Annotated in this window: 24 protein-coding genes and 1 tRNA gene; 12 read left to right on the top strand and 13 right to left on the bottom strand. The window is 59.4% G+C overall.

The features are described from left to right. Positions 1 to 73: 73 nt before the first annotated feature. The 4 genes from NW833_RS05185 to argC all read right to left on the bottom strand — a co-directional run bounded on the left by NW833_RS05185 (position 74) and on the right by argC (position 5,462). Positions 74 to 2,548 carry an ATP-dependent Clp protease ATP-binding subunit gene (locus NW833_RS05185; protein WP_414394865.1) on the bottom strand — a complete coding sequence of 825 codons (2,475 nt, stop codon included), beginning with the start codon at positions 2,546 to 2,548 and terminating at the stop codon, positions 74 to 76. A gap of 119 nt (positions 2,549 to 2,667) precedes the next feature. Next, positions 2,668 to 2,741 (bottom strand) — tRNA-Arg (locus NW833_RS05180). 145 nt (positions 2,742 to 2,886) lie between these two features. Then, positions 2,887 to 4,422: a hypothetical protein gene (locus NW833_RS05175; protein ID WP_414411771.1), complete on the bottom strand. Its 1,536-nt coding sequence runs from the start codon at positions 4,420 to 4,422 to the stop codon at positions 2,887 to 2,889. Next, positions 4,356 to 5,462, bottom strand: a complete 1,107-nt coding sequence (argC, locus tag NW833_RS05170) for an N-acetyl-gamma-glutamyl-phosphate reductase (protein WP_414394868.1) — start codon at positions 5,460 to 5,462, stop codon at positions 4,356 to 4,358. Before argC ends, NW833_RS05175 begins: the two co-directional genes overlap by 67 nt. Positions 5,463 to 5,676: 214 nt before the next feature. On the opposite strand from argC, the gene NW833_RS05165 reads away from it, so the two are divergent. Continuing rightward, a complete protein-coding gene (locus NW833_RS05165; RefSeq protein WP_414394870.1) occupies positions 5,677 to 5,961 on the top strand; it encodes a hypothetical protein in 285 nt (94 codons plus the stop codon). Here NW833_RS05165 and NW833_RS05160 read toward each other — a convergent pair. Further along, entirely contained in the window at positions 5,958 to 6,686 is a 729-nt protein-coding gene (locus NW833_RS05160; protein ID WP_414395146.1) for a 2-phosphosulfolactate phosphatase family protein, read from the bottom strand. The two genes, NW833_RS05165 and NW833_RS05160, sit on opposite strands and share 4 nt — an antisense overlap. Positions 6,687 to 6,711: 25 nt before the next feature. Next, a complete protein-coding gene (locus NW833_RS05155) occupies positions 6,712 to 7,485 on the bottom strand; it encodes an ABC transporter permease (protein ID WP_414411770.1) in 774 nt (257 codons plus the stop codon). Positions 7,486 to 7,544: 59 nt separating this feature from the next. On the opposite strand from NW833_RS05155, the gene purS reads away from it, so the two are divergent. Further along, positions 7,545 to 7,802, top strand: coding sequence for a phosphoribosylformylglycinamidine synthase subunit PurS (purS, locus tag NW833_RS05150; RefSeq protein ID WP_414411769.1), 258 nt, complete (start codon positions 7,545 to 7,547; stop codon positions 7,800 to 7,802). A gap of 65 nt (positions 7,803 to 7,867) precedes the next feature. Then, positions 7,868 to 8,545: a phosphoribosylformylglycinamidine synthase subunit PurQ gene (gene purQ, locus NW833_RS05145; protein ID WP_414411768.1), complete on the top strand. Its 678-nt coding sequence runs from the start codon at positions 7,868 to 7,870 to the stop codon at positions 8,543 to 8,545. On the opposite strand, the gene NW833_RS05140 is transcribed toward purQ, so the two are convergent. The 3 genes from NW833_RS05140 to psbB all read right to left on the bottom strand — a co-directional run bounded on the left by NW833_RS05140 (position 8,542) and on the right by psbB (position 10,829). Then, positions 8,542 to 8,949, bottom strand: a complete 408-nt coding sequence (locus tag NW833_RS05140; RefSeq protein WP_414405289.1) for a response regulator — start codon at positions 8,947 to 8,949, stop codon at positions 8,542 to 8,544. The two genes, purQ and NW833_RS05140, sit on opposite strands and share 4 nt — an antisense overlap. A gap of 163 nt (positions 8,950 to 9,112) precedes the next feature. Then, the gene (locus NW833_RS05135; RefSeq protein WP_414394880.1) at positions 9,113 to 9,211 is read right to left on the bottom strand and encodes a photosystem II reaction center protein T; all 99 of its coding nucleotides are present in this window, start codon (positions 9,209 to 9,211) and stop codon (positions 9,113 to 9,115) included. An 85-nt stretch (positions 9,212 to 9,296) separates the two neighbouring features. Continuing rightward, on the bottom strand, positions 9,297 to 10,829 hold the full coding sequence (psbB, locus tag NW833_RS05130; protein WP_414394881.1) for a photosystem II chlorophyll-binding protein CP47: 1,533 nt from the start codon (positions 10,827 to 10,829) through the stop codon (positions 9,297 to 9,299). A gap of 351 nt (positions 10,830 to 11,180) precedes the next feature. Here psbB and NW833_RS05125 point away from each other — a divergent pair, with 351 nt between their 5' ends. From NW833_RS05125 to cobS, 8 genes are all read left to right on the top strand, one after another. Beyond that, positions 11,181 to 11,477, top strand: coding sequence for a 2Fe-2S iron-sulfur cluster-binding protein (locus NW833_RS05125; protein ID WP_414394882.1), 297 nt, complete (start codon positions 11,181 to 11,183; stop codon positions 11,475 to 11,477). Between the two features lie 78 nt (positions 11,478 to 11,555). Beyond that, on the top strand, positions 11,556 to 11,663 hold the full coding sequence (gene psbM, locus NW833_RS05120) for a photosystem II reaction center protein PsbM (RefSeq protein WP_414394884.1): 108 nt from the start codon (positions 11,556 to 11,558) through the stop codon (positions 11,661 to 11,663). Positions 11,664 to 12,005: 342 nt separating this feature from the next. Beyond that, complete coding sequence (locus NW833_RS05115) at positions 12,006 to 13,850, top strand: NAD(P)H-quinone oxidoreductase subunit F (protein ID WP_414411767.1); 1,845 nt, start codon at positions 12,006 to 12,008, stop codon at positions 13,848 to 13,850. Between the two features lie 18 nt (positions 13,851 to 13,868). Further along, positions 13,869 to 15,362 (top strand): NADH-quinone oxidoreductase subunit M, encoded by a 1,494-nt coding sequence (locus NW833_RS05110; protein ID WP_414394888.1) that lies wholly within the window; start codon positions 13,869 to 13,871, stop codon positions 15,360 to 15,362. Between the two features lie 58 nt (positions 15,363 to 15,420). Next, positions 15,421 to 16,731, top strand: a complete 1,311-nt coding sequence (locus NW833_RS05105) for a CO2 hydration protein (RefSeq protein ID WP_414394890.1) — start codon at positions 15,421 to 15,423, stop codon at positions 16,729 to 16,731. A gap of 125 nt (positions 16,732 to 16,856) precedes the next feature. Further along, positions 16,857 to 17,321, top strand: a complete 465-nt coding sequence (locus NW833_RS05100) for a fasciclin domain-containing protein (protein ID WP_414405283.1) — start codon at positions 16,857 to 16,859, stop codon at positions 17,319 to 17,321. A 687-nt stretch (positions 17,322 to 18,008) separates the two neighbouring features. Then, positions 18,009 to 19,214 carry an RNA polymerase sigma factor RpoD gene (rpoD, locus tag NW833_RS05095; RefSeq protein ID WP_414394894.1) on the top strand — a complete coding sequence of 402 codons (1,206 nt, stop codon included), beginning with the start codon at positions 18,009 to 18,011 and terminating at the stop codon, positions 19,212 to 19,214. 81 nt (positions 19,215 to 19,295) lie between these two features. Beyond that, positions 19,296 to 20,060, top strand: a complete 765-nt coding sequence (cobS, locus tag NW833_RS05090) for an adenosylcobinamide-GDP ribazoletransferase (protein ID WP_414394896.1) — start codon at positions 19,296 to 19,298, stop codon at positions 20,058 to 20,060. Here the strand turns inward: cobS and NW833_RS05085 are convergent. After that, on the bottom strand, positions 19,991 to 21,004 hold the full coding sequence (locus NW833_RS05085) for a bifunctional riboflavin kinase/FAD synthetase (protein WP_414411766.1): 1,014 nt from the start codon (positions 21,002 to 21,004) through the stop codon (positions 19,991 to 19,993). The two genes, cobS and NW833_RS05085, sit on opposite strands and share 70 nt — an antisense overlap. Before the next feature lie 24 nt (positions 21,005 to 21,028). Continuing rightward, positions 21,029 to 21,514, bottom strand: coding sequence for a CGLD27 family protein (locus tag NW833_RS05080; protein ID WP_414411765.1), 486 nt, complete (start codon positions 21,512 to 21,514; stop codon positions 21,029 to 21,031). Positions 21,515 to 21,645: 131 nt separating this feature from the next. On the opposite strand from NW833_RS05080, the gene NW833_RS05075 reads away from it, so the two are divergent. Next, the gene (locus NW833_RS05075) at positions 21,646 to 22,665 is read left to right on the top strand and encodes an FHA domain-containing protein (protein WP_414394900.1); all 1,020 of its coding nucleotides are present in this window, start codon (positions 21,646 to 21,648) and stop codon (positions 22,663 to 22,665) included. A 58-nt stretch (positions 22,666 to 22,723) separates the two neighbouring features. On the opposite strand, the gene NW833_RS05070 is transcribed toward NW833_RS05075, so the two are convergent. After that, a complete protein-coding gene (locus NW833_RS05070; RefSeq protein ID WP_414394901.1) occupies positions 22,724 to 22,945 on the bottom strand; it encodes a hypothetical protein in 222 nt (73 codons plus the stop codon). Further along, positions 22,945 to 24,801, bottom strand: a complete 1,857-nt coding sequence (locus tag NW833_RS05065) for a S8 family serine peptidase (RefSeq protein ID WP_414411764.1) — start codon at positions 24,799 to 24,801, stop codon at positions 22,945 to 22,947. The genes NW833_RS05070 and NW833_RS05065 overlap by 1 nt, the downstream gene beginning before the upstream one ends. Positions 24,802 to 24,824: the final 23 nt, after the last annotated feature.

The raw sequence follows: 24,824 nt of genomic DNA, 5'->3' as shown, positions 1-24,824 counted from the left end.
AAGAACAAGGGATCCGGAAATAGCAGCGGATCCCTTGTCCAGTAACCAGCAACAGAAGAGCGTCCTGGCGACCTTACTCAGCTCCCTGCGGCAAGAGCACCCGATCTGACTGCGTGACTAGGACTTTGGGCTTGCGCTCCTCGTCCACGTCGATGAGCACCTCAGATCCCTCTTTGACGCGGCCAGTCAAGATCTCCTCTGCCAGCAGGTCTTCCAACAGGCGCTGGATGGCCCGGCGCAGGGGACGTGCCCCGTAGCTGGGGTTGTAGCCCTCCTCCACCAGCAGGTCTTTGAAGCGATCGCTGACCGTGAGGTGAATTTTCTTCTCCTTCATGCGGTCGAAGACTTCCTTGAGCAGGATGTCGGCGATCTGCTTCACCTCGTCCTTGGTCAGTTGCCGGAAGACGATGATCTCGTCCACCCGGTTGAGGAACTCGGGCCGGAAATACTGCTTCAGCTCTTCGTGCACCAGGTTGCGGATGCGGTTGTAGTTGGCCTCTTCCTCATTGGTGTTGAACTCAAAGCCAAGGCTGCCGCCGCCCTTCTCGATGACCTTGGAGCCAATGTTAGAGGTCATCACGATCAACGTGTTCTTGAAGTCCACCGTGCGACCTTTGGCATCTGTCAGGCGGCCATCTTCGAGAATCTGCAGCAGCAGGTTAAACACATCCGGGTGGGCTTTCTCAACCTCGTCAAAAAGCACCACCGTGTAGGGGCGGCGCCGCACCGCTTCGGTCAGCTGACCCCCCTCGTTGTAGCCGACGTAGCCGGGCGGGGATCCAATAAGCTTGCTGACCGTGTGCCGCTCCATGTACTCCGACATGTCAAGGCGGATCATGGCTGACTCGGAGCCGAAGAAGTAGGCGGCTAAGGCCTTGGTCAGTTCCGTTTTGCCCACCCCAGTTGGGCCGCAGAAGATGAAGCTGGCGATGGGGCGATTGGGATTTTTCAATCCCACGCGCGCGCGACGAATGGCGCGAGAGATAGCCCGCACAGCCTCATCTTGACCGACAATGCGCTGGTGCAGGGTCTCCTCCATGTGGAGCAGCTTCTCCGACTCACTTTCGGTGAGCTTGGCTACCGGCACCCCTGTCCAAGCGCTCACCACCTGGGCCACATCTTCCTCCGTTACCTCTGGCAGCTCCGTGCGGCTGCTGTCCTCGGCTTTCTTGGCCGCTGCAATGGCGCGGATCTGCTGCCTAATCTCCATCTCCCGGTCCCGCAGCTCACCAGCCCTGTCGAAGTCCTGGGCTCGCACTGCGGCATCCTTCTCCCTGAGAACCCGCCGCAGCTCCTGATCCAGCTCCCGCGCCGCTGGCGGCAGTTGGGAGTTGATCAAGCGCACTCGCGAAGCCGCTTCGTCGATGAGGTCAATGGCCTTGTCGGGCAAGAAGCGGTCGGAGATGTACTGGTCGGCCAGCTTGGCTGCCGCCTCCAGAGCCGCATCGGAGATCCTCAGCTTGTGGTGCTGCTCATAGCGCTCCCGCAGGCCATAGAGAATCTCAATGGTCTCAGCCACGCTCGGCTCGCCCACCATGATGGGCTGGAAGCGGCGCTCCAGAGCCGGATCTCGCTCAATGTGCTTGCGGTACTCATCCAGAGTGGTGGCCCCGATGCACTGTAGCTCGCCGCGAGCCAAAGCCGGCTTGAGGATGTTGGCAGCATCGATAGCACCCTCCGCCGCCCCCGCCCCAATCAGGGTATGCACCTCGTCGATGACCAGGATGATGTTGCCGGCGTTGCGGATCTCATCCATGATCTTCTTGAGGCGCTCTTCAAACTCGCCGCGGTACTTGGTGCCAGCCACCAACAGGCCGATGTCCAAGCTGATCACTCGCTTGTCGGCCAAGATGTCGGGCACATCGCCTTGCACAATGCGCTGGGCCAAACCCTCGGCGATGGCGGTTTTGCCAACCCCCGGCTCGCCGATGAGGACGGGGTTGTTCTTGGTGCGGCGGCCCAAGATTTGGATCACCCGCTCGATCTCCCGCGTCCGGCCTACCACCGGATCCAGCTTGCCTTCCTGAGCCAGTTGGGTCAGGTTGGTGCCAAATTCATCCAGGGTAGGTGTCTTAGTACGGCTAGAGGAGCCACCGCCTGCCGTTACTTCGGCGGTTTCGCCCAGCATGCGGATGACTTGGGTACGCACCTTGGAGAGATCCACCCCCAGGTTTTCCAGAACGCGGGCGGCTACTCCCTCCCCTTCTCGGATCAGGCCCAGGAGTAGGTGCTCCGTGCCAATGTAGTTGTGGCCGAGCTGGCGGGCCTCTTCTAGGGAGAGCTCCAGCACTCGCTTGGCGCGGGGAGTGAAAGGGATCTCGACGGCCACAAAGCCGGATCCCCGACCGATAATTTTCTCGACTTCAATGCGGGCGTCCTTCAAGTTCACTCCCATGGACTTGAGGACTTTGGCGGCGATCCCCGTGCCCTCGCCAATGAGCCCCAGCAAAATTTGCTCAGTGCCAACGAAATTGTGACCTAACCGCCTGGCCTCCTCCTGGGCCAGCATGATCACCTTGATGGCCTTTTCTGTAAAGCGTTCAAACATGATCCTCGAGCTCCCTACGCCTGCATCAAGGCGGACCTGATAGGCCTGATCCTAACACAGGATTCAGGCCAGCTAAGGGACAGCGAACACCCCAGACGAAAAATCTTCTGGGACTGGAACGCGCCTGGAGAGATTTGAACTCCCGACCGCGTGGTCCGTAGCCACGTGCTCTAGTCCACTGAGCTACAGGCGCAAGAGGGGTAGACTAGACTATCTGGCTGTCATCTACTGATGGACATCCCTAAACATGGCTTACACATTGTAGCACAAGAGCATCTCTTGATATCCGCCACCATTCAAGAAGGCCCTGCCCAGAAGGGGGGGTACCCTTGAATGGCTCAGTCGTCCGAGGGTTCTATCTCGGGATCCAAGCTCTTGGCGGTAAGGCGCAGGGCCTCTGCCTGCTCCATCACCCGAGGGGCTTGCACTGCTGTCTCAACCCCTTGCCGATAGCTCTCCCACAGGGGCATTTCCGGGTAGGTCTGCTGCAATTCCTTGATCTGATCCAGCAGAGCCTCTAGCCAGCCAGACGTACCCCAGGTGAGCAAAAACTGCAGGGGATTCCAGAGGTTGAGCTGCCGCCCCAACTCGTTGAGGCTTTCGTTGCGAAGGGGCGGGTCGAAGATGTCGGCCACCGTCATCAACTGACGGCCCAGGAGCGGCCTAAGGATTGTCTCAGCAGCCTCCACAACGGCGGGAAGGGCGGCTTGGATGCGCTCGGGACTGGGAATGTGCCGGGCCTGGGGCAAAGCTTGCAGCAGCAGCTCCAGGCGTCGTTCAGCTTCTGCCGACTCCAAAGCCGCTTCTAGGGTTGTGCCCACACTGAGAAACACTTCCCCCGTCAACAGCCGCACAGCGTCGATAACCAGGTGATACAGGGGAGGGATCACCAGCTTGATCCATTCGCTTTGGAAAAACTCCCGCAGCCGCCGCGCCAGATAGTCCCCCACCTGCGTGGTTTGGATCCCCAGTTGGGTGAGGGAGAGGTACCAGTCGGGGGGGGATCCCTTGGGATCGAGCCACTGGCGCAGGGTTTGCCATTCCTCTTCGGTGAGGGCAGTTCGCCCCTGCTTTAAGACGCTGCGCCGCAGCTTGCCCTCGGCATTCAAGAGTTTGCGCAGCTCCGGTGTGCCCAGCAGAGAGAGGGCCCCTGCCGATCCCACACTGCCGATCTCGACGGCAATGAGGGCGGCCAAGAGGGCGGCTGAGGCTTTCACCTGGATCTCGCCGCTTTTGTCCACCACCAGAGGTAGGCGGCTATTGCCATAGGCCCGTAGGCTCATCGCCTCCAAGGTGGAGCGTTGCTCAGCGGTTAAGGCCCATGCCCAAGAAGGGATGCCGTTGGTTTCTGCCCCAGAATAGGCCCGATCCTGCAGGCTGTGATACAGCAGGCTGGCCAGCCAGGCGCGGTCGGCGGCCCGTTCCAGAGAGCCAATGACCACCTCCCATTGGCGGGGGCTGAGCAGAGGCAAAAGCGCTTGCAGGTCTTGCTGGAGCGGCTCTGGAGAGCTGGTGGCTCTAGCTTTGTCTAAAGTTGCCTGCAGCCGATCCCTTGCCTCGCGGCACAGGCCGCCCCACTCCAGTTGCAAACGAGCTAGGGTTTGCTGCAGGGTTTCTTCAGAGCGCCGGGGCAGCTCCTGCCAGCCCGCTTCCAGTTGCCGCCACAGCCCCTCCCAGTTCAGGTCCCCAGCCCTACCGGATGAAGGTGGAGAGTTCGCCGGCGTGGCGGGCCTGTTGGGATCAAGATTGGGGGAGAAGAGGTTAGGCATGGGCAAACTGGGCTGCAGGGGAATTACCGGCATTATAGCTAGGGGTAAAAGGCAAGCTGCGGTAAGCCCAAGGTTTCCGGCCACCCCATCATTAGGTTGAGGCATTGCACCGCCTGCCCGGCCTGTCCCTTCATGAGGTTGTCGATTACCGACAGGACAATGACTCGGTTGGTGCGGGTATCCACTTCCACCCCGATCATGCAGGTGTTGGTGCCGGCAACCCACTTGGTTTGCGGGTAAACGCCGCGGGGCAGCACCTTGACCCAGGGGGATTGGCGATAGAAGGCGTTGTAAATGGTGATGAGATCTTCGCCCACGAGGCCGGGATCCCGCAGGTTGGCGTACAAGGTGACGTGGATACCCCGCACCATCGGCACGAGGTGGGGCGTAAATTGTACGGTGATGGGAGTGTGGGTGAGGTCACTGCAGGCCTGCTCGATCTCGGGTGTGTGCCGGTGTTGGGCCACGCCATAGGCCCCCAGAGAGCCATCTACCTCGGCAAATAGGGATCCCAGCTTGGGGGTGCGGCCCGCGCCAGAGACGCCGGACTTGGCATCGAAAATAAGGCTGTCCAGCTCCACCAACCCCTGCCGCAGCAGGGGGGCAACCGCCAACAGGGAGGCGGTGGGGTAGCAGCCGGGGCAGGCTACCAGTTGGGCTTGGGCAATGGCCTCCCGGTAGAGTTCCGGCAGCCCGTAGACCGCTTGCTCGTTGGCCTGGCGATAGGCAGGGCTGGGCCAGTTGGGATCCGTCTGCCCCAGGCGATACCAGGATTGGTAGGTGGCCAGGTTGCGAAAGCGATAGTCTGCCGAGAGATCTAGAACTTTGCACCCTTTGGCAAGCAAAGGCGGCGCCAAGTCTGCTGCCAGGCCATTGGGCAGAGAGAGGAAGACAACGTCGCTGCTGGCGGCAATGGCCTCCACATCTACCGGCTGGATGGTCAAATCCACCGCTTGGGCCAGGTGAGGGTAGAGATCCCCGTAGCGTTTGCCGGCGCTGTCTTGACCGGCCAGGTAGGTGATCTGCACGCCGGGATGCTCGCTGAGCAGCCGCACCAACTGCACCCCTCCATAGCCGGAGGCCCCGACGATGGCGACGCGGACAGGATTGGTGGGAGGAAGAGAGTGAGGCGCCGTAGTGGCCATGGGGGATGCTTGTGCAGAATTGCAAAACTGACGGTTTGCCTTACTATTTATCGCATTTGCCGCTGCCTTGGTTGAACTCACCTGATCTGTTGGGCTCAGTGTTGCCTGAGCCGGGAGTTATACTGGGCTCACGCGAGCCGCTCGGGCCTCAGCAGCCGCCTTGGCTGTTGAGGTCGTTCCCAGGGATGTTCCCTACCTCGTCGGGAAGGGTTATATGTACTACGAACAATTGATCAACATGATCCTGCGGGCCTGCGGCCAAAGCAGCCGCCACGGCCTGGATCAGGAAACGTTGACCCTCTACTCCGAAGGCCCCTACACCCTCTACAAGCTCACCTCCCATTTCGACCGCCGCTCCATTTTTGTTTTGGCCCAAAACCAGCAGGAGGTGTTTGTCTCCGGAGATGCGTTTCACAGCAAGTTGATCCCGGGAGAATGGCAGGAGTGGCTGCACCAGAAGGCTTTGGCTGTTGCCGCCGAGACACCCCAGGCCAGCTAGCCGGCGAGGGCCAAAACGCCGGGCTGAATCTGCCGGGGCACCACTGAGAGCCGATCCAACTCCGCACAATAGGCCAGGTCCCTGTCGCTTTCAGGGCTAATGGCCAGTAGCCGCTGCCCATGGCTGGAGCGCCGCAACAGGCCCAGGAGATTGTCTTGCCAAGTTTGGTAGAGGGCCAGGGCGGCCACTGCCTCGTCGTTGCCCAACTGCTCCTCCGAACAGCCCAGGCGATGCAGAATGGCTCCGGCACAGGCGGTGTCTTCCAAAGCAAAAGCCCCCTCCCAGCCAGCTCCCACCAGCCACACCTCGGCAAAAGCTCCTTGCCTGAGAAACTCCACCACTGCTCCCAAGTTCACCAGGGCTGCTGTGATCAACACTGGGATCCCTTCTAAACGCTGAAGGGTGCGGGTGCCGTTGGTGGTGCTCATGAAGATGCGCTTGTCCCGCACACGCTCCGGCGTATACTCGCGGGGGGAGTTGCCTAGGTCAAAGCCCGCCACTGTTTTGCCGCCTCGCTCCCCAGCTAAGAGCCGTTTGGAGGCCGGCCAGCTTTGGCTGTTCGCTTGCAAGGGTTGTAAATCGGCAAACACCTGCACGGCCTCTGCCCCTGCGGCCAGGGCTGTGGCAATGGTGGTGGTGGCCCGCAGCACATCAATGGCCACCGCGCAGACTGGGATCCCTGACGAGGGGACTTGCTCAGGGGTGTGGAAGTGGAAAAATCGCATGAGAGAAGGATCCACCGAGAGCTTATTAGAACTCACGCCGGGCAAACACCAGCGCCGTCAAAATGAGCAGCAAAACGGTGTAGATCAGGCCGTAAAGCGCATCGCCAAGAAGCTGGGTGGGCGGGGGAATTTGTCCGTAAACGGCAGCATCTCTTAGGTTAAAGCGCTCCAGATCTGGCAGGACTAAGTAGATTACCTCAAACACCTTGCCGACGCCTGTGTCTTCCACTAGCTTGCTTAACTGCAGCAGGGCACGGCTCGTGTGGCCCATAATGAACAGGGCAATGGTGTAGAGGGTAGCCAAAATCGGGGAGGTAAAAACCCCAAACAGCAGCGCTGCTGCCACAATCAGCACCAGTTCCAAAAAGGTAAAAACTGTTGCCCAGAGAACGGCCCAGGGGGAAATGGGGGCCTGCACCACCCGCAGGCTGAGCAAAAAGACAGCCGTCATCATTGCTAGCAGCACCGACAGCAAAGCCGACAGGCCCAGATGCTTGCCGACAATAAACTCCGCCCGGCTCATGGGTTTGGCAATCAGCACGTAGACCGTGCGCCTCTCGATCTCTTTATTTACCAGCCCCGTGCCGACGAAAATGGCCACCACCAGCAACAGGAAGTGGATGGCGGCCAGACCCAAATCGGCAATGATCTTGTTGTGGGCCTGGTTGGCTACCTGGGGAATCAAAACGATGGCCCCCAGCATGGCCACCGCAAACACCATCACCAGATAAAGAACGCGATCCCGAATGGTTTCCCGAAAAACATTCTGGGCAATGGCCACGACGCGCCCTGCATCCATAGGCTGGCCTCAAGCGAGCGACAACCGGCTATACACTTGTAGAAGCCCAGCTTCATTCTATGCAGTTCCAGGCTCAGATTCAGATCCACCTGCGCCCCTCGGTACTGGATCCTGCCGGGGCTGCTCTCCAGGCTAGCCTGCATCAGCTAGGGCATACCCAGGTGCAGGGAGTGCGCATTGGCAAACACATCCAGCTGCGGCTAGAGGCCCCTGACGCCGAAACTGCCCGAGAGCAGGTGAGCAAGCTGTGCGAGCAACTGCTGGCCAATCCAGTAATCGAGACCTATCAAATCCAAGTGGAGCCTCTAGAGGGCTGATCTCTCACCCAGAAGCTCTCTCGCTCCAGCCCTCACCGCTTTTGCCTTCGCCCCAAGGGATCCCCATGGCCAAGGTAAGGTTTGGCATTGTTGTTTTTCCTGGCTCCAATTGTGACCGCGACGTAGCCTGGGTAACCCGCGGCCTCTTAGGCTGTCCGACGCGACTCATCTGGCACCGGGAAACCGATTTGTCAGGGCTGGATGTGGTGGTGCTGCCGGGGGGATTCAGCTACGGAGATTACCTGCGGGCGGGCGCGTTGGCCCGTTTTGCGCCGGTAATGGGGTCTCTAGCCGAGCACGTAGCCCGGGGGGGCTATGTCTTGGGCATTTGCAATGGCTTCCAGATCCTGACAGAGGCGGGCTTGCTGCCAGGGGCGCTGCTGCGCAACGCTAATCTGCACTTTATCTGCGACCGAGTGAGGATCCGCGTGGAGCGGCCAGATCTGCCCTGGACAAGCGCCTACCCCCCGTCCGCCCTTGTAACCCTGCCGATTGCCCATGGAGAAGGACGCTACGTCTGCGAGGCCGACACCCTGAAGCAGCTGCAAGATGGGGGTCAGATTGTCTTCCGCTACGATCCCGTTGCCCCCAACGGCTCGGTGGATAACATCGCCGGCATTTGCGATCCCAGCGGTCGCATCCTCGGCTTGATGCCTCACCCAGAACGCGCTGCCGACCCCGATTTGCCAGGCCAGGATGGGATCCCTTTTTGGCAGTCGATTGTGCAAAGCCTTGCCAGCTAGCCCTGCTGAGCCTGCGCTAATACCTGGCGCACTTGGTTCACCATCTCCTCGTGATCCACGACTGGCTTGGCAATGTAACCATCGGCCCCACTCTGGGCCAAAAAAGTCTCCCGGTCGCCCCGCATGGCGTGGGCCGTTACCAAGAGGATGGGAATGGAGCTGGTGCGGGGATCCCCCTTAAGCAGCTGGGCAATGCGGATCCCGTCCACTGCCTCGCCGCGAAAGGTGCTCTGGGAGAGGGAGACATCTAGCAAAATGACGTCTACTTCACGGGCTTGGGCCAGCTGCAGAATCTGCTCCACATCCTGGCTGTGAAGAACCTCAAACCCACCCCGTCGCTGCAGCACCTTCTCGAATACGCGGGCATTGGCCGGATCATCCTCTACCAGGAGCACCTTTGCCATCGTTCCCCTGGGCTCTAGAGCCCAGCTAGCACCAACCCAAGGCAATTGTAGCGATCCCCAGGCTAGTCTCGGGGCAACTGCCCTTGCCCAGGGATCCAGGCAATTGTTTGCGCGGCCTCCTAGCCTCAGACCCTACTAGCGTGGCGGACCCAATTGGTGGGGCTTACTTCTTAGGGATCTTGGGAGTTTCGCGAAAAGCAACAGCAAAAAACAGAAGGCCCAACGTCAAAAACAGGATAAAGGTGTAGAGGATGGTTTCCATAGCAACCTCCCATGGACTCTCTAGAGCCGCCAGCACCCTGTTCCCAAAGAGAGCCGAGTGCTGACGGCTAGGAACCAAGAAAGCTCTAGGCTTCTTGCACCTTGCGGGTGGTGGGATCCCCCACTTTTTGGAAGACGCCGAATTCCACCATCTCCTCACTCATGTTCGGGTCAATGCCAGCGAACACGTCGCGGAAGAGGGTACGGGCGCCGTGCCAAATGTGGCCGAAGAAAAATAGCAGGGCAAAGACAGCGTGGGCAAAGGTAAACCACCCGCGGGGGCTGGTGTGGAAGGTGCCATCGGCCTTGGGCGTTTCACGGTCAAACTCGAAGAGCCGACCCAACTGGGCCATGCGGGCATACTTCTTAACCGTTGGCGGGTCCGTAAACACCTGCCCGTCCAACTTGCCGCCGTAAAACTCCACCGTCACGCCCACTTGCTCAAAGCTGTAGCGCGACTCGGCCTGGCGGAAGGGAATGTCAGCTCGCACTACGCCATCGGCATCTCGCAGGATGACGGGAAACGTCTCAAAGAAGGTAGGCATGCGCTGCACCGTCAGCTCCCGCCCCTCACGATCCCGGAACACTGGGTGGCCCAGCCACGCGATGGCAATGCCATCCCCTTTGTTCATGGGGCCAGCCCGGAACAGGCCACCCTTGGCTGGGTTGTTGCCCACGTAATCGTAGAAGAGCAAGGACTTAGGCAGAGAGTTGTAAGCCTCGCTGAGGGTCATCCCAGCTTCCACGGCAGCATTGACGCGCCGGTTAATTTCCTGGTTGAAGTAACCGGAATCCCATTGGTAGCGGGTGGGGCCAAACAGCTCGACAGGTGTGGTGGCGCTGCCATACCACATTGTCCCGGCTACCACAAAGCCAGCAAAGAACACTGCTGCCAGCGAGCTGGAGAGCACGCTCTCTATGTTCCCCATGCGCAGAGCCTTGTAGAGGCGTTGGGGCGGACGGACTGTAATGTGGAACAAGCCGGCAATGATGCCGACGATGCCCGCGGCAATGTGGTGGGCCACCACCCCGCCAGCATTGTAGGGGTTAAACCCGGCTGGCCCCCACTCCGGCGCCACCGGCTGCACATGCCCTGTTGTGGCATAGGGATCGCTCACCCACATCCCTGGGCCAAAGACGCCCGTCAGGTGAAACGCGCCAAAGCCAAAGCAGAGAATCCCCGCCAGGAGCAGGTGGATCCCAAAGATTTTCGGCAAGTCCAAGGCTGGCTCACCGGTACGGGGATCCCGGAACAGCTCCAGATCCCAGTACACCCAGTGCCAGCAGGCAGCCAAAAAGAGCAACCCTGATAGAACGATGTGGGCAGCGGCTACCCCCTCAAACGTCCAGAAGCCTGGGTTGGCAACGCTCTCGCCATAGATGTTCCATCCACCCCATGAGTTGACCACTCCCAGGCGCACCATAAACGGCATGACAAACATGCCCTGGCGCCACATTGGATTCAAGACCGGATCCGATGGGTCGAAGATGGCTGCTTCGTACAGGGCCATCGATCCGGCCCAACCCGCCACCAGGGCAGTGTGCATTAGGTGTACCGCAATGAGGCGGCCTGGATCGTTGAGTACAACAGTGTGGACCCGATACCACGGTAGTCCCATAAAGCTCGATCCTCCACGTTTTCAACACTTGGGCAATATCCAGTCAAAAAGCGAAGTCGACACCCCCCTAGGTTCTGACCTGAGCAGTCCCTTCTAGCTTAAGGGGTGCCATGCCTACCTAACCTAAGGGCACACCCACTGAAAGTATTGCCGGCAGAATTTCCCTCCCAGAGATCAGACAGTATAACGAAGCGCAACCGACCTGAGTGGCTGCAGGCGGGATGCCCCTCATATTTGGCACCATCTTCCCCGATCTCTGGCCAAAGATTAAAAACATGACTTAAAATGTAACAATACTTAGCAACATCGCTCTTTCTTGGCTCAGTTCGAGCAAGGTTTTTTGGCAGAGCTATGGCAACGATTCGGTTTGTGAACGAGAACCGGGAGGTCGTCGTCGCAGAGGGGTCGAACCTGCGCCTGAAGGCGCTGGAGAACCAGGTTGACCTCTATAAGATGGTGGCCAAGCTGCTAAACTGCGGCGGCAACGGCCAGTGTGGCACCTGTGTGGTGGAGATTGTCGAGGGGGCTGAAAACCTCTCGCCACGCACAGAGGCAGAAAACCGCAAACTCAGGCGCAAGCCTGAGACCTATCGCCTCGCCTGCCAGACTAAGGTGCTGGGGGATGTTGCGGTGAGAACCAAGCCCTAGGGCTGGCTGGGTCGTTTGGGCAAGGCGCACCTGAGAATGGTATGCTAGCTGCCAGTTGGATTTGCCGCGTGCGGAGCGATGGAGACAAACTACCTGGGCATCTTGGCCACTCTTTTGCTTATCTTGGTACCTTCCATCTTTCTAGTAATCCTATACGTGCAGACTTCTAGCAAGTCGGAAAGCTAGTCGAGCAAGCTCTGGTTGCTCAGGGCAGGCAAAGGCCCTAGTAGAGCTGGCGGAAACCTAACTGGCAGTAGCCCCCAAAACTCGGCAGGGACTTCTACAGGGGGCTCTTTGCTTTTTGCAACAGAATGCAGGTGCGGCTGAAGTGGCCTGCAGGCGGGATCCCTTAGGTGGGTCTTCCTGACTTCCCAGCGTTTTTTCGGCGGATAGACTTAAGTCTACGGTCTTCATCGGAAAACTTGACTTTTGTCTATCCTAGTTTGCCACTAGGATGCCTCTTAAGATTTTTTACAGAATCTCAGCCAGCGATGGGGTCAGGCGAGATCCCGGGTCGGAAGGAGGACTATGAGCTTGAACGGGCTGGTTACAACCGCATGGTTAATTCCCCTCTATGCGCTGGTGGGGTGGGGGGGAGCGCTGATCTGGTCCCCAGGAATCACCCGCCGCACTGGCCCTCGACCGGCGGGCTACCTAAATGCGCTGCTGACTTTGGTAGCGTTTCTGCACAGTGTGGGGGCGCTGGTGGCGATTTGGGATCAGCCGGCGCAGGTGATTCCGCTGCCCTGGCTGCAGGTGGGGGATCTGGTGTTGGAGCTGCCGCTAGAGGTCTCTTCGGTAACGCTGGGGGCCTGCGCTGTGGTGACGGGGCTGAACCTGGTGGCCCAGATCTACGGCTTTGGCTACATGGAAATGGACTGGGGCTGGGCGCGCTTCTTCTCCCTGCTGGGCCTGTTTGAGGGGGGAATGTGCGCCCTGGCCATGTGTGGCTCTCTGTTTTTTAGCTACGTCATCTTGGAGATTTTGACCCTGGGCACCTACCTATTGGTGGGCTTTTGGTATAACCAGCCGCTGGTGGTCACCGGGGCGCGAGATGCTTTCCTAACCAAGCGCATCGGCGACCTCTTGCTCTTGATGGGGGTTATTGCCATTTATCCCCTGACGGGCTCCTGGGAGTTTGAGGACTTGGCGGCCTGGGCAAAGGCGGTGCAGGCAGGAGCCATCTCTGTGGATCCAACTTTGCTTGCGCTGGCAGGGCTGGGCTTGCTGGCTGGACCTGTGGGCAAGTGTGCTCAGTTCCCCCTGCACCTGTGGCTGGATGAGGCGATGGAGGGGCCGATCCCTGCCACAATCTTGCGCAACGCCGCGGTGGTGGGCACAGGGGCCTGGGTGTTGATCCGCCTGCAGCCGCTCTATGCTCTTTCCCCAACGGTGTTGCGGGTGATGCTGGTAATTGGGGGGCTGACGGCAGTGGGGGGAGCCTTTGTGGCCCTGGCTCAAATTGACGCCAAGCGGGCCTTGTCCTACCTGGTGAGCGCCTACATGGGCTTGATCTTTGTAGCAGTGGGCACCGGCCATGTCCAGCAAGCGTATCAGTTGCTGCTTACCTATGCGCCGGCGATGGCTTTGCTGGTGATGGCGCTGGGCATGGTGATCTGGAACAGCATTACCCAGGATCTGCGTTATCTAGGGGGCTTGTGGTCGCGGCGTCCTATCTCAGGGCTGTGCTTCTTGACCGGAATGGCCGGAATCATCGCTTTGCCGCCTTTCGGTTCCTTTTGGGTGCTGACGGATCTGTGGCAGCAGTTGGTGCAGTCAGGGCAGGGGCTGGCGGCAACAGTTGTGCTGGTTACCAACGCGGTGACGGCACTGGGCCTAACCCGGGTATTCGGCCTTGTTTGGGGGGGTAAGCCACAGCAGATGAGCGAGCGCTCGCCAGAAGTGCATTGGCCGATGATGCTGCCCAGCACGGTCATGATGGGGGTGGTTCTGCACATAACCATGATCCTGGCGGCGCTGGGTTTAACGCCCACGCTGGAAGGGATCCCTGTTGCCCTGATGGCCGCATCCAGCCTGGTAGGCATGGGTTTGGGGGCAGTGCTCTACCTGCCGCGGGAGCGGCGGCCGGTGGACTGGGCTTTCTTGGCTGACTGGCAGGACCTATTGGCCAACGACTTCTACACTCCCAAGCTCTACCGAGCCAGTGTGGTGTTTGTGGTGCGCATCATCTCCGAGGTCACGGCGCTCTTTGACCGCTACGTGGTGGACGGCCTAGTGAATTTGACCAGTTTGGCGGTGCTGGCAGGCGGCCAAGTCCTGAAGTACACCACCTCCGGCCAGTTGCAGGCCTATGTGCTGACGATTGTGGCGGGGGTGGCTCTGCTGGGTTGGTGGTTCTCTAGGCTTGGGTAGGTCGAGGGGGTAAAGACCATGCTGAGTGCCTTGATTGGGTTGCCGATTTTGGGATCCCTGCTCCTGTTCCTGGGCTTGGGAGGGCGAAAGCTGGCGGTGGTCCTGGCCGGGATCCCGTTGGCCATCTCGCTGTTTCTATTTACCCGCTTTGACGTGCAGGCAACTGGCTTTCAGTGGGAGCAGCGGTGGGATTGGATCCCAGAGATTGGCTTGAGCTACTCCCTGGGCTTGGACGGCTTGTCCCTGCTGATGGTAGCTCTGAACGGGCTGCTTACCCTCATCGCCATCCTGACGGCTGAGCCAGAGGTGCAGCGTCCCAATCTCTTTTACGGCTGCATTCTGCTGATGAGCGGCTCGGTCAACGGGGCTTTTGCTGCTCAGAACCTGCTCTTGTTTTTCCTCTTCTACGAGCTGGTGCTGATCCCGATCTACCTACTTATTTCCATCTGGGGCAGCCCCAAGCGGGATTACGCCGCCATCAAGTTTTTGATTTACACCGCTGTCTCCGCCATCTTCCTGCTGGGGGCCTTTTTGGCTATCTACTGGCTTGGGGATCCCCATACCTTTGAGCTGGCTGAGATTCGCATCAGCTCTCTGAGCCCTGCTGCCCAAACTCTGGCGCTCTTGGCGTTGATGGTGGCCTTTGGCATCAAGATGCCGCTGGTGCCCCTCCACACCTGGCTGCCTGATGCCTACGGAGAGTCTTCCCCGCCGGTGGCGATACTGCTAGGAGGGGTGCTCTCCAAGTTGGGCACCTATGGCCTATTTCGCTTTGGGCTGCAGTTGTTTCCCCAAGCTTGGGCTGACCTGGCCGGGCTTCTGGCCTGGTGGGGGGCCATTGCCGTGCTCTCGGGAGCTTTGGCGGCTATTGCCCAAAAAGACATCAAGCGCATGGTGGCCTACAGTTCCATCGGCCACATGGGCTACATCCTGCTGGGCATGGCGGCGGCCACGCCGATTAGCTTGACGGGAGCAATGGTGCAGATGGTTTCCCACGGCCTGATTTTGGCGCTGCTGTTTGATCTGGTGGGCCTGGTGGAGCGCAAGGTAGGAACGCGGGATCTCAACGTGCTCAACGGCCTGCTCAATCCCCTGCGGGGCCTGCCCACGGTGAGTGCCCTGCTGATTTTAGGCGGCATGGCCAGTGCCGGGATCCCAGGCTTGGTGGGCTTTGTGGCTGAGTTCTTGATCTTCCAGGGCAGCTACCAAGATTTTCCCTTGCCCACTTTGATCAGCATCTGCGGCACCGGCTTGACAGCGGTGTATTTTGTGATTTTGCTCAACCGCACCTGCTTTGGCAAATTGGACAACCGCACCGCCTACTACCCACGGGTGCAGGGCTGGGAGCGGATCCCGGGCTTTGTTTTAACTGCCTTGATCGTCTGGTTTGGGATCCAGCCCATGAACTTGGTGAAATGGCCGCAACCCTTGGCGTTTACCCTCTCCACCCAGGTGGCTCAGGCCCAAACGGTTATCTTGGCCTCAGCCGGTAACCCGGATCATTCTCCCTAGCAACGAGCTCACCAGGTAGTCGGGAAACTCCCAGGAATTGAAGAGTTGGAGACTTTCCATGGCAACAACCCTAGTTGCACCTAAGCTACCTCCTTCCACTCATCCTTTTGCCGAGATAGTCCATCGCCTCGAGGCAGGGGGATCGATGCTGCCGGATACGCCGGAAAACTTGATGCAAATTATCGGCATCTACAAAGCCTATGCCATTCCGATGGACTTTTATTGGCGCGATCTGCTCTACATTGCCGAGCAGGTGTTTGTGGATCCCTTGCCCTTTTTTAAGTACATCATTCCCGAAGAGTATCTGAAGCTGGCCAACCACTACGCTGGAGATGATGCGGATCTGCGCATTTGGCGTGGTCCTGCCACGGCCCACCCAGAGCTCCTGGAGTTCATGGAAAAAGGGGAGCTCAAGCGCAAGCTGCCGCGGATCTTGCATCACCTTTGGCATGATCGCATCAACATGGAATTTGCGGAAGAGTGTATGCGGGCCATGCTCTGGCACCGAGATATGGGGGGCCTGCTGGATCCCTATATGGACTCGGAAGAATACAAGCAAAATGCCGACCGCGCCATCCGCGCCTACTGCCAAGGCAACCCCCTGTTGATGGGGCTATACAAGCTCTTCCCAGACATGTTTTTAGAGCTATGCCGCCAGGCCACCATGTACTCGGTGCTGGGCCTGTTTTGGGAGGTGATGGCCCCTGTCTTTCTTGAGATGAGCGATCTCTACGACGAGGGCAAAATTACCAGCGTGCCGGAGGCGATGAACTTCTTGGTCAGGGGGATCTTCGCCATTGCCGGACGGCCCATTTATCACCGGGTGCGCATCCGCGGAGAATGGTACGATATTGTGCCCAAATCCAAGGGATTTACCTGGCTATACGAGGCGGCTTTCCCCTACGTAGAGGCGGTGTTTTATCGCTCTTCTCCCTTCCGCGGCACCAAGTCCTATAACGCCCAGGCCAACCAAGTGCCCGTTAACCAGTTGGACTTTCACTACGGGGTTCTCTACGCCGACAAGTTTCCCGTGGCCAGTGCCGGGATCCCGCCGACGCTTTTGCACCAGGATATGTACCACTTTTTGCCCCAGTATTTAGTGGAGTATTACCGCAAGCATTGCCGCGGCGAAGATGACATGCTGATCCAGCTTGGGATTAGCTTTCAGCGATCCATGTACAATGTCACCTCAGCCGTGATCCAGGCGGGGAGAGCAGCTTTTCTCTATCCTTTGGACGATCCCAATCCGCGACATTTGATGATGAACCGTCGTTACTTTGAGGGGCAACTCAATCGCTTCACTCGGCCGGAATACGGGATTCGAGAAGCAGCTCGCCTGGCCTACATTCAGGATCAGAACTATCGCTAGCCGACTTCAAGTCTAGGCATTGACTCTGCCCATTTTCAGTCGTATTCAGGCCAGGTAGCTCTGAAACTGCGCACCACTTTGACTTTCCTGTCATCCCAACTTCTAGCAAAATAAGGATTTTGGCCATGCCTGATATTGTCGATATTGCAGTTGCTACGGAAGGTTTCTCCACCCTAGTTACAGCCGTGAAAGCGGCAAACTTGGTGGATACTCTGAAAGGCCCTGGCCCCTTTACTGTTTTTGCGCCCACCGATGCCGCTTTCGCCAAGTTGCCCCCTGGCACCATTACCACCCTGGTGCAAAACATCCCTCAACTGACTCGCATCTTGTGTTACCATGTGGTGCCCGGTCGCCTGAAAAAGGCGGACTTGGCCAAGTATCGAAGTGTAGGCTCGGTGGAGGGATCCCCCATCGATTTGTTTATCGAAGGGGACGTGTTTGAGGTAAACAATGCTACCGTTATCCAGGCCGATATTGAAGCCGACAACGGCATCATTCATGTCATCGACACGGTGATCCTCATGCGGCCCCACTGGTTCTGGCCAATCCTGCGCTCTGCGGAAAAAGAGGGCCTAGCCAGCGCCCCCTGAAGCGACACCACCGGCAGGCAGATCCCCCACTGGGCAGGTTCCTGCTGCAAGGTATGGGTCTTGATGACCTAGAAAGCCTTGGTGGAGTTGCTCCACCGTCTCCGGCCCACCAGAATCGGCTCCTGGAGGATCCTCCAGCGCCCCGTCAAGTCGTAGGGATCCCTGACATCGGGATTGGAGCGTTGTGAGGCGGCGGGACAAAGTTTAGATTTTCTTCACCTGCCCCGTTGCTGTTTCCCCAAGGGCGGGCTAATTTAGGGAAGGCGTTTGGTGTGAACGGCTACAGCTGCCTGCAGGGATCCCTTGCCGGCAGCTGTGGTGTGCTCCTTCCTCCAAGCGTGGGGAGGGGTTGAGGTAGCCAGCCCTTCCAGGAGGCGCCTTGCCCTGCGCCAGGGAAGAGCAAAAGGTGGGCTTCCTCAATTTCGAGGGGGCTTGCCTGTCCAACAAGTTTTGCACCAGTTTCATTGAGCCCCATGAGCCACCGTTGCTTCGAGAGTAACCCCAGCCCTTGGCTGTCTAGAAGCGGGCCAGCTTGCCTAGCGCGAGCGGGGTCTAGTTCTGCAGCTCTTGGCGCCCTAGAGCTAGCGTTCTGGGTTGCAGTGGACTTGGGACTTGCTGCTTTTGCCTTGGCGTCTAGAAGCTCTTAGTTGCCTCCAGTTTTGTGATTAGCGTCACGAGGAAATCAGCATGGTGCAAGCAAAGGAGTTGGTGACATCTGGTCAGACGGCTCTTCTCGACTCGGATCTGGAAAGCTCCTCTTCCATCCTCCTGGATGCAGACAATGGAGCGGATCCCCTCGAGTTTGAACTGGATGCCAGTGACCCTGAGGCTTTGGACGAGGAGGAGGGCGACGAAGAGTTCCTCGAGGAGGAGGATGAGGCTACTGCCGCCAAAGGGCATGCGAAACGCAAATCGGCTAGCAAGAAAAAGGTCTACACCGACGACTCTATTCGCGTCTATTTGCAAGAAATTGGGCGCATTCGCCTCCTGCGGCCTGACGAAGAAATTGAGCTAGCGCGAAAAATTGCCGATCTGCTGGAGCTAGAGCGCGCCCGTGAGGCCGTTTTCGAGCGAATGGGCCTCTGGTCCAGCCCGGAGGAGGTGCCGGAGGAGCTATGGGCAGAGGAAGTCAAAATGCCCTTGCCGGAATTCCGGCGGCGCCTACACCAGGGGCGGCGGGCTAAAGAAAAGATGGTGCAGTCCAACCTGCGGCTGGTAGTCTCTATTGCCAAGAAATACATGAACAGGGGTCTCTCCTTTCAGGATCTGATCCAGGAGGGCTCCCTGGGCCTCATTCGGGCAGCCGAGAAGTTTGATCACGAAAAGGGCTACAAGTTTTCCACCTATGCCACCTGGTGGATCCGCCAAGCCATCACCCGCGCCATTGCCGATCAATCGCGCACCATTCGCCTGCCGGTTCACCTCTACGAAACCATCTCGCGCATTAAGAAAGTCACCAAGCAGCTTTCCCAGGAGTTGGGCCGCAAGCCCACGGAAGAGGAGATCGCCACTCGCATGGAAATCACCATCGAGAAGCTGCGCTTCATTGCCAAGTCGGCTCAGCTTCCTATTTCCTTGGAGACGCCTATTGGCAAAGAGGAGGACTCGCGGCTGGGAGACTTTATTGAGTCGGAGGGAGAAACTCCCGAGGAGCGGGTGGCCAAGATGTTATTGCGGGAAGATCTGGAAAGCGTTTTGGCAACCCTCACCCCTCGCGAGCGGGATGTGTTGAGGCTGCGCTATGGGCTGGATGACGGCCGCATGAAAACCCTGGAGGAGATTGGCCAAATCTTTAACGTTACCCGAGAGCGCATCCGGCAGATCGAGGCCAAAGCGCTGCGCAAGCTGCGCCATCCCAATCGCAACAGCGTGTTGAAAGAGTACATCCGCTAGCCGGGCCTAGTTAGACCTGGCTGCTACCTCCCCAGATCCTGGGAGGCTGGATCCCAGCTCCTCGAAGGGAGGAGGACACCATTGCGGCGTTTCTGGGCAGCTCTAACTTTCTACACCGCCTTGCCCCTAGGACGGGCAGCAGATCTGCAGTTTGAGGGCATCGCCGCCTGGCTACCGGCGGTGGGTCTATGCCTAGGCGGGATCCTCTTTTTGGCCTCCCTCTTGCTTCAGGTTTTTCCAGCAGGAGTACGGGCAGCTTTACTGGTAGCGCTGTGGGTGGTGTTAACCGGGGGGCTGCACCTGGATGGGGTGGCCGATACCGCCGATGGCCTGGCGGCCAATCTCCACACCAGCTCAGAGCAGTCAGCCAGCAATTCCCACCGCCTCCAAGTGATGAGCGACAGCCACACGGGAGCCTACGGGGTACTGGCCCTAGGGCTGGTGCTGCTGTTGAAGTTTGCTGCCCTGAGTAGCCTACAAGTCTGGCCCCTCCTGCTCTTGGTGCCAGCCTGGGGTCGCTGGGGCCAACTGCTGGCCATTGCTCTCTACCCCTACTTGCGGGAGCAGGGATCCGCCCGCTTCCTCAAAGACTCCACCTCCCTGCCGGGATCCCTGTGGCCGGGCACCCTGCTCCTAGGGGTTACCACAGCCGGTCTGGGGGGAAGCGGGATCCTGGCCTGGGGGCCTCTGCTACTTTGGACGCTAGGCGCTGCTCTGGGAGCCTTGGCCGTGGGCCACTGGATCTACCGCCAACTGGGAGGACACACGGGGGATACCTACGGGGCCACGGTGGAGTGGTCTGAGGCGATAGCCCTGCTGTGGGGATCCCTGATTAAGCTCTCCTGAGGTCTCTCTTGCGCTGGGAGAGGAACCGGCTCCGCCAAGCCCAATTGTTGCCGAGCCTTCTGGCAATCCTGCTGGATTTGGTGGATCAAGTCCGCCACTTTGGGGAAGCGCCGCTCTGGGCGGATAAACCCCTGCAACGCCACCCGCACCTCCTGCCCGTAGAGATCGCCCGTCCAATCCAGCAGATGCACCTCAACCGTGTGCCGCAGCCCAGCAAACGTAGGACGGTAGCCGATGTTCATCACTCCTGGCAGAGCTCCCGCGGCAGCGGGCACCTCCACCCAGGCGCTGTACACTCCGTTGCGGGGCAAGAACTTCTCGGGCGGCAGGCGCAGATTGGCAGTGGGAAAGCCCAGCTCCCGTCCCCGGCGATCCCCTGGCACCACCTCTCCAATGAGCCGATAGGGACGACCCAAGAGCTCTGCGGCTGCTGCCACCTCCCCTGTAGCTAGGGCGGCGCGAATGCGGGAGCTGCTGACTCGCTTCCCGTTTAGTTGCACCTCTGGGATGACCTCTACTGGAATACGGCACTGGGATCCCCAGGCCTTCAGAGTTTGGGCGTTGCCTGAGCGGCGATGGCCAAAGCAAAAGTCCCAGCCAACGCTGAGGTGGCGAACGCGCAACCCTTGTTCAAGAACTGTCTGGATGAAGTCTTGGGGAGGCTGGCAAGCCAGGGCAGGGGTAAAGGGGAGCAGCACCACCTGTTCAAAGCCCATTTCAGCCAACAGCGCCAGCTTCTCCGCCGGCGGAGTCAGCAGCCATTGCTTTTGCCCCGTCAACACCTCCTGCGGGTGGGGATGAAACGTGAGAACCGTGCGCACCCCCTCTGGGGAGTCTCGAATTGGCTGCAGCACTTTCTGATGGCCCAGGTGCAAGCCATCGAAGTTACCAATGGCAACGGCAGTGGGCCGCAAGGCTTGAGCCAGATCAGAAGTTACATGCACCGCTTGGGATCCCCTTGGTTCTCCCTACCAGAGTGGCCAAAGCAAGGCCGTCAGGGCACTCAGCCCAACCACCCCCCACAAGCTGCGTCGCAGGCGCTGCAACACCGGCTCAACCTGATAACGGACAATGAGCCGATGCTGAGCCAGCTCCTCTTCCGATTTGACGTACATTGCCCCGTCGTACCAGCCGCTTTCTTCGTAAGGGATCCGCGGCTGCACCAAGCGCCGCCGCACGTGGGCCCAGCCCAAGTAGAGGTGGAGCAGCACTAGGCCTAGCAAGGCATTGGCTCCCAGGACCCATGCCAAGGTGAAGTGGCCCCAATCCCCGACAAAGCTGCCCCACACCAGTGGCAAAATTCCCACCGCAACCACTCCCCACACGCCCAGGAGCCGCCGTAAGTAGGGGAGCCAGGCCAGTGTTGGCCAGCGAAAAAGAAAAGCTTCCCTTAGCTCCGCATATTGCCGCAGAGGCTGCTGCTCAGCAGGAATGGGATGGGAAGGATTCGCCATAGGGCCTTAACATATCTACACAACATGATATTAGTTGGCCTGATGCCCGCCAAGACCAGCCTAGCTGCGGTTCAAATGCAGGGGAGAGGGGTATCGTATTAGAGTGGGGTTGCCTTATCTCCTCTCCTACCATGAGCGTCCCAGGCGAACCTGCCGCTGCTCCCTACCTGATTCTTAGAGAGCCGGACGGCAGCCAGAGGAAGTACGTTCTTGCTGGAGCCACAGCTTGGACGCTGGGCCGCGATGAGGGCAACGCCATCGTCCTCAATGATCCCAGTGTCTCCCGCCAGCACGCCCTGCTGCAGTACTTGGATGACAACAGCATCTATCTCATCGATCTGGGCAGCCGCAACGGCTCGTTTGTTAACAATCGCCGCATCAGCATTCCCACGCTGCTGCAAGACGGGGATCGCCTTACTCTTGGCCAATCCCAGCTTGAGTTTCACAGCGGATCTCTGACTAGCCCAGAGCCCGGCTCTGCCGGCAGGCCTTCGGACACCCTGGTGCTGCAGACCCGCTGGCTCATCTCAGTGGCCGTGGTTGACGTGCGCGGTTACGGACAACTGACCCAACAACTGGACGAGCGGCTGCTTTCCCAGGTGATGGGCGACTGGTTCCGGCGCGGCGGCGACATCATCCAGCAACAGGGAGGCAGCGTTGATAAGTACATTGGCGACGCCATCATGGCCGTCTGGTTCCATACACCCCATGCGGATCCCTTGCCAGCCGACCAGGCGGAGATCGAGCTTGACGTGAAGTCAGTTCTGCAGGCCCTGGTGAAGCTGTTCCAGATGACCGAACAACTGAATAGCGAGTTTCCCCTGCCCTCTCCCCTGCGCCTGGGAGCAGGCGTCAACACTGGCCCAGCCATCGTGCGCCAGGTAGGCAACACCACTCGCCAGGAGTACACGGCTCTGGGCGACACCGTCAACCTGGCCTTTCGCCTCGAAAGCGCCACCCGCACCCTCAACACTGACCTGGCCATCAGCCAGAGCACCTACGCCTACTTGACCCGACAACTAGGTCAGTCAGCCACTTGCTTCTCCCAGCAGGTGGTGGAGCTCAAAGGGTATGCCCGCCCGCACCAGGTGTACTGCTGCGATGTCCGCTCTCTGCAAGCAGTTCTCAGTCAAATCCCGAGCTCGGAGTAACTGCCGGCCTGGGGATGGCTGGCAGGGAGTACTAGGGTCCTCCCAGAGGTTCAGTTGGCTAGGGCTGCTTCCGGAAGCTTTTTACCTCCAAGACTGGACCCACCTGCGCTGTTGTTACCCAGTCTTCCCTCACCTGCCCCTGAATGGTAACCTGCAATCCCTCCTGCAGGAGCTCTTTGGGGGCGCGGAAGAGGGCGTAGTGCTGACCTGAAGGGAGCGTCAGCACCCACACCCCCCCCTCAATGTCGAGAAACTCAATGGTACCCCTGAATTCTTGCATCACTTCCTCAGAGCTAGGACGGTGCTGCTGGGCTGCAAATCCAAGATGGCTTGTGCTCCCAAGTAGGCCAGGCCCAGGCAGAGCAAGCCATTGAGGAGCAAGAAGGAGCGCCCCAACCAAGCAGAGGATCCAAGCCATAGTACCCCCTCATAGAACAGGGATCCCGACAGGAGCAGATGGGAAGCCACCCCCAGGCAGAGGCCGATGACCGCCCAGCGCCAGCGCCGATGGCCCAGGAGGAGCACCATCAACAGGCCAGGGATCAACACGCTGGCAAACAAGGGATCTAGGGCATTGGTCTGGGCTAAGGCGGTGCCTAGCTCTGGCAGGGAGCTGCCCAGCAGTTGCAAGGGCCAGCGGGGGAAACCCACAATGGCCAACCCTTGCAGGGGGAAGAGGCCAGCGCTGCCCAGGAGGATCCCGGACAATAGGGGTACTGTCACCGGTACGGGCTTGGGAGCCAACCACCAGCGAATGAGCACCAGGAGGATGTAGCCACCTACCACCATCAGCAGCTTGGGCACCAGGGCAATTGCGCCCCCATCAAACCAGAAGCGAGGGTTGAGGTAGCCGTTGTCGTTTAGGTACTTCAGGAAGTCCTTCAGCCACAGCACCAAGGGGTTCTCCTCCTGCTGACCCCTGGCTCGGGCCAAGGCTCTGGCTGCGTCCAGCAGACCGGCGCCATAGAAGTTCTGTTTGTCGCCAGGTACTGGGGCAGCTGACATCTTGAGGATGGCCTCCACCTTGTCCGGATCCTTGATGCCCTGAGCCTGGATCAGCGCCGCCACGCCAGCCACGTGGGGGGCAGCCATGCTGGTGCCTTGGAAGTAGGCGAAGACCGGCTCGTCGGGGTTGCGGCGGTTGATGGTCTGTTGCAGGATGCCGTACTCTGGGTGCTCGGGCGTCTTGGCCCCACCAGGAGCAGCAATATCCACGCCAACCCCATAGTTGGAGTAGGGAGCTTTGGTGCCATCAGGCCCCGTGGCTGAGACGGCGATGACATGGGGATAGCGGGCTGGGTAGCTTACCTGGCTGGAGTTTTCGTTGCCAGCAGCTGCAACTACGGTCACTCCTTTACTGTGAGCGTAAGCTACCGCCTCTTCCATCAAGCGAGCTGAGGCGCGACTGCCCAAGCTGAGGTTGATGACGGTAGCGCCATGGTCGACGGCATAGCGGATCCCTTCCACCACGTCCGACAGGGATCCAAAGCCGTTGGCATCCAGCACCCGCACGGGCATGATCTTGGCCTTGAAGGCAACACCTGCCACGCCCAGGGCGTTGTTGGTGGACTGGGCAAGGGTGCCAGCCACATGGGTGCCGTGGCCGTTGAGGTCGGTGGGATCCTCATCGTCATCTACGAAGTCGTAGCCCTTCACAAATTCGGTCTGGGCCAGATCCGGCACCCGCGTCACCCCCGTGTCCACGACTGCCACCGTCACCCCTTCCCCTTGAGAAATCTCCCAGGCTTCGGGCATGCGGATGGCCCGTAGGTTCCACTGCTGGGAGTAAAGGGGATCGTTGGGCACGAAAGCGGCCTGGAATTGGTAGTTGGGGTGGGCATACTCAACGAGGGCTTCCCGCTGAAGCCGCTGGAGCAGCCGCCGGGTGGCCCTGGGATGAGTCGCCTCCCCAGTGGCTAGGTAAATAACCTCTTGGCGGGCAAAGGCACTGTTGCTGCTGGGTCGCAGCGTCAAGTTGTACTCTTTGGCAAGGGCAGCGATCTCACTGGGAGTAGCCGTGTTAACAAAGTTGATCACAATGCTGTCGTAGGGAGTGGATCCCTGGCCGCAGGCCGTGAGGAGTAGCGCCATCAGGCCGGCCCAGCAGAGACCCAACCAGCGTCTGAACTTCATCATGCACGCCCCCGGCATCCAAAATT

The organism is Synechococcus sp. O70.1 (assembly GCF_047462215.1).
Taxonomy (GTDB): Bacteria; Cyanobacteriota; Cyanobacteriia; order Thermostichales; family Thermostichaceae; genus Thermostichus.
This window is presented reverse-complemented; position numbering and strand designations above follow the sequence as displayed.

Excerpts from the sequence above, each read along its gene's own strand:
- NW833_RS05165 (WP_414394870.1), top strand. The coding sequence starts at position 5,677 with ATGTACTACGAACAATTGATCAACATGATCCTGCGGGCCTGCGGCCAA.
- NW833_RS05100 (WP_414405283.1), top strand. The coding sequence starts at position 16,857 with ATGCCTGATATTGTCGATATTGCAGTTGCTACGGAAGGTTTCTCCACC.
- NW833_RS05135 (WP_414394880.1), bottom strand. The coding sequence starts at position 9,211 with ATGGAAACCATCCTCTACACCTTTATCCTGTTTTTGACGTTGGGCCTT.
- NW833_RS05155 (WP_414411770.1), bottom strand. The coding sequence starts at position 7,485 with ATGGATGCAGGGCGCGTCGTGGCCATTGCCCAGAATGTTTTTCGGGAA.
- NW833_RS05110 (WP_414394888.1), top strand. The coding sequence starts at position 13,869 with ATGCTGAGTGCCTTGATTGGGTTGCCGATTTTGGGATCCCTGCTCCTG.
- purQ (WP_414411768.1), top strand. The coding sequence starts at position 7,868 with ATGGCCAAGGTAAGGTTTGGCATTGTTGTTTTTCCTGGCTCCAATTGT.
- NW833_RS05080 (WP_414411765.1), bottom strand. The coding sequence starts at position 21,514 with ATGGCGAATCCTTCCCATCCCATTCCTGCTGAGCAGCAGCCTCTGCGG.
- NW833_RS05185 (WP_414394865.1), bottom strand. The coding sequence starts at position 2,548 with ATGTTTGAACGCTTTACAGAAAAGGCCATCAAGGTGATCATGCTGGCC.
- NW833_RS05105 (WP_414394890.1), top strand. The coding sequence starts at position 15,421 with ATGGCAACAACCCTAGTTGCACCTAAGCTACCTCCTTCCACTCATCCT.
- NW833_RS05070 (WP_414394901.1), bottom strand. The coding sequence starts at position 22,945 with ATGCAAGAATTCAGGGGTACCATTGAGTTTCTCGACATTGAGGGGGGG.
- NW833_RS05065 (WP_414411764.1), bottom strand. The coding sequence starts at position 24,801 with ATGATGAAGTTCAGACGCTGGTTGGGTCTCTGCTGGGCCGGCCTGATG.
- rpoD (WP_414394894.1), top strand. The coding sequence starts at position 18,009 with ATGGTGCAAGCAAAGGAGTTGGTGACATCTGGTCAGACGGCTCTTCTC.
- NW833_RS05175 (WP_414411771.1), bottom strand. The coding sequence starts at position 4,422 with ATGCCTCAACCTAATGATGGGGTGGCCGGAAACCTTGGGCTTACCGCA.
- purS (WP_414411769.1), top strand. The coding sequence starts at position 7,545 with ATGCAGTTCCAGGCTCAGATTCAGATCCACCTGCGCCCCTCGGTACTG.
- NW833_RS05115 (WP_414411767.1), top strand. The coding sequence starts at position 12,006 with ATGAGCTTGAACGGGCTGGTTACAACCGCATGGTTAATTCCCCTCTAT.
- NW833_RS05140 (WP_414405289.1), bottom strand. The coding sequence starts at position 8,949 with ATGGCAAAGGTGCTCCTGGTAGAGGATGATCCGGCCAATGCCCGCGTA.
- NW833_RS05160 (WP_414395146.1), bottom strand. The coding sequence starts at position 6,686 with ATGCGATTTTTCCACTTCCACACCCCTGAGCAAGTCCCCTCGTCAGGG.
- psbM (WP_414394884.1), top strand. The coding sequence starts at position 11,556 with ATGGAGACAAACTACCTGGGCATCTTGGCCACTCTTTTGCTTATCTTG.
- psbB (WP_414394881.1), bottom strand. The coding sequence starts at position 10,829 with ATGGGACTACCGTGGTATCGGGTCCACACTGTTGTACTCAACGATCCA.
- NW833_RS05125 (WP_414394882.1), top strand. The coding sequence starts at position 11,181 with ATGGCAACGATTCGGTTTGTGAACGAGAACCGGGAGGTCGTCGTCGCA.
- argC (WP_414394868.1), bottom strand. The coding sequence starts at position 5,462 with ATGGCCACTACGGCGCCTCACTCTCTTCCTCCCACCAATCCTGTCCGC.
- NW833_RS05075 (WP_414394900.1), top strand. The coding sequence starts at position 21,646 with ATGAGCGTCCCAGGCGAACCTGCCGCTGCTCCCTACCTGATTCTTAGA.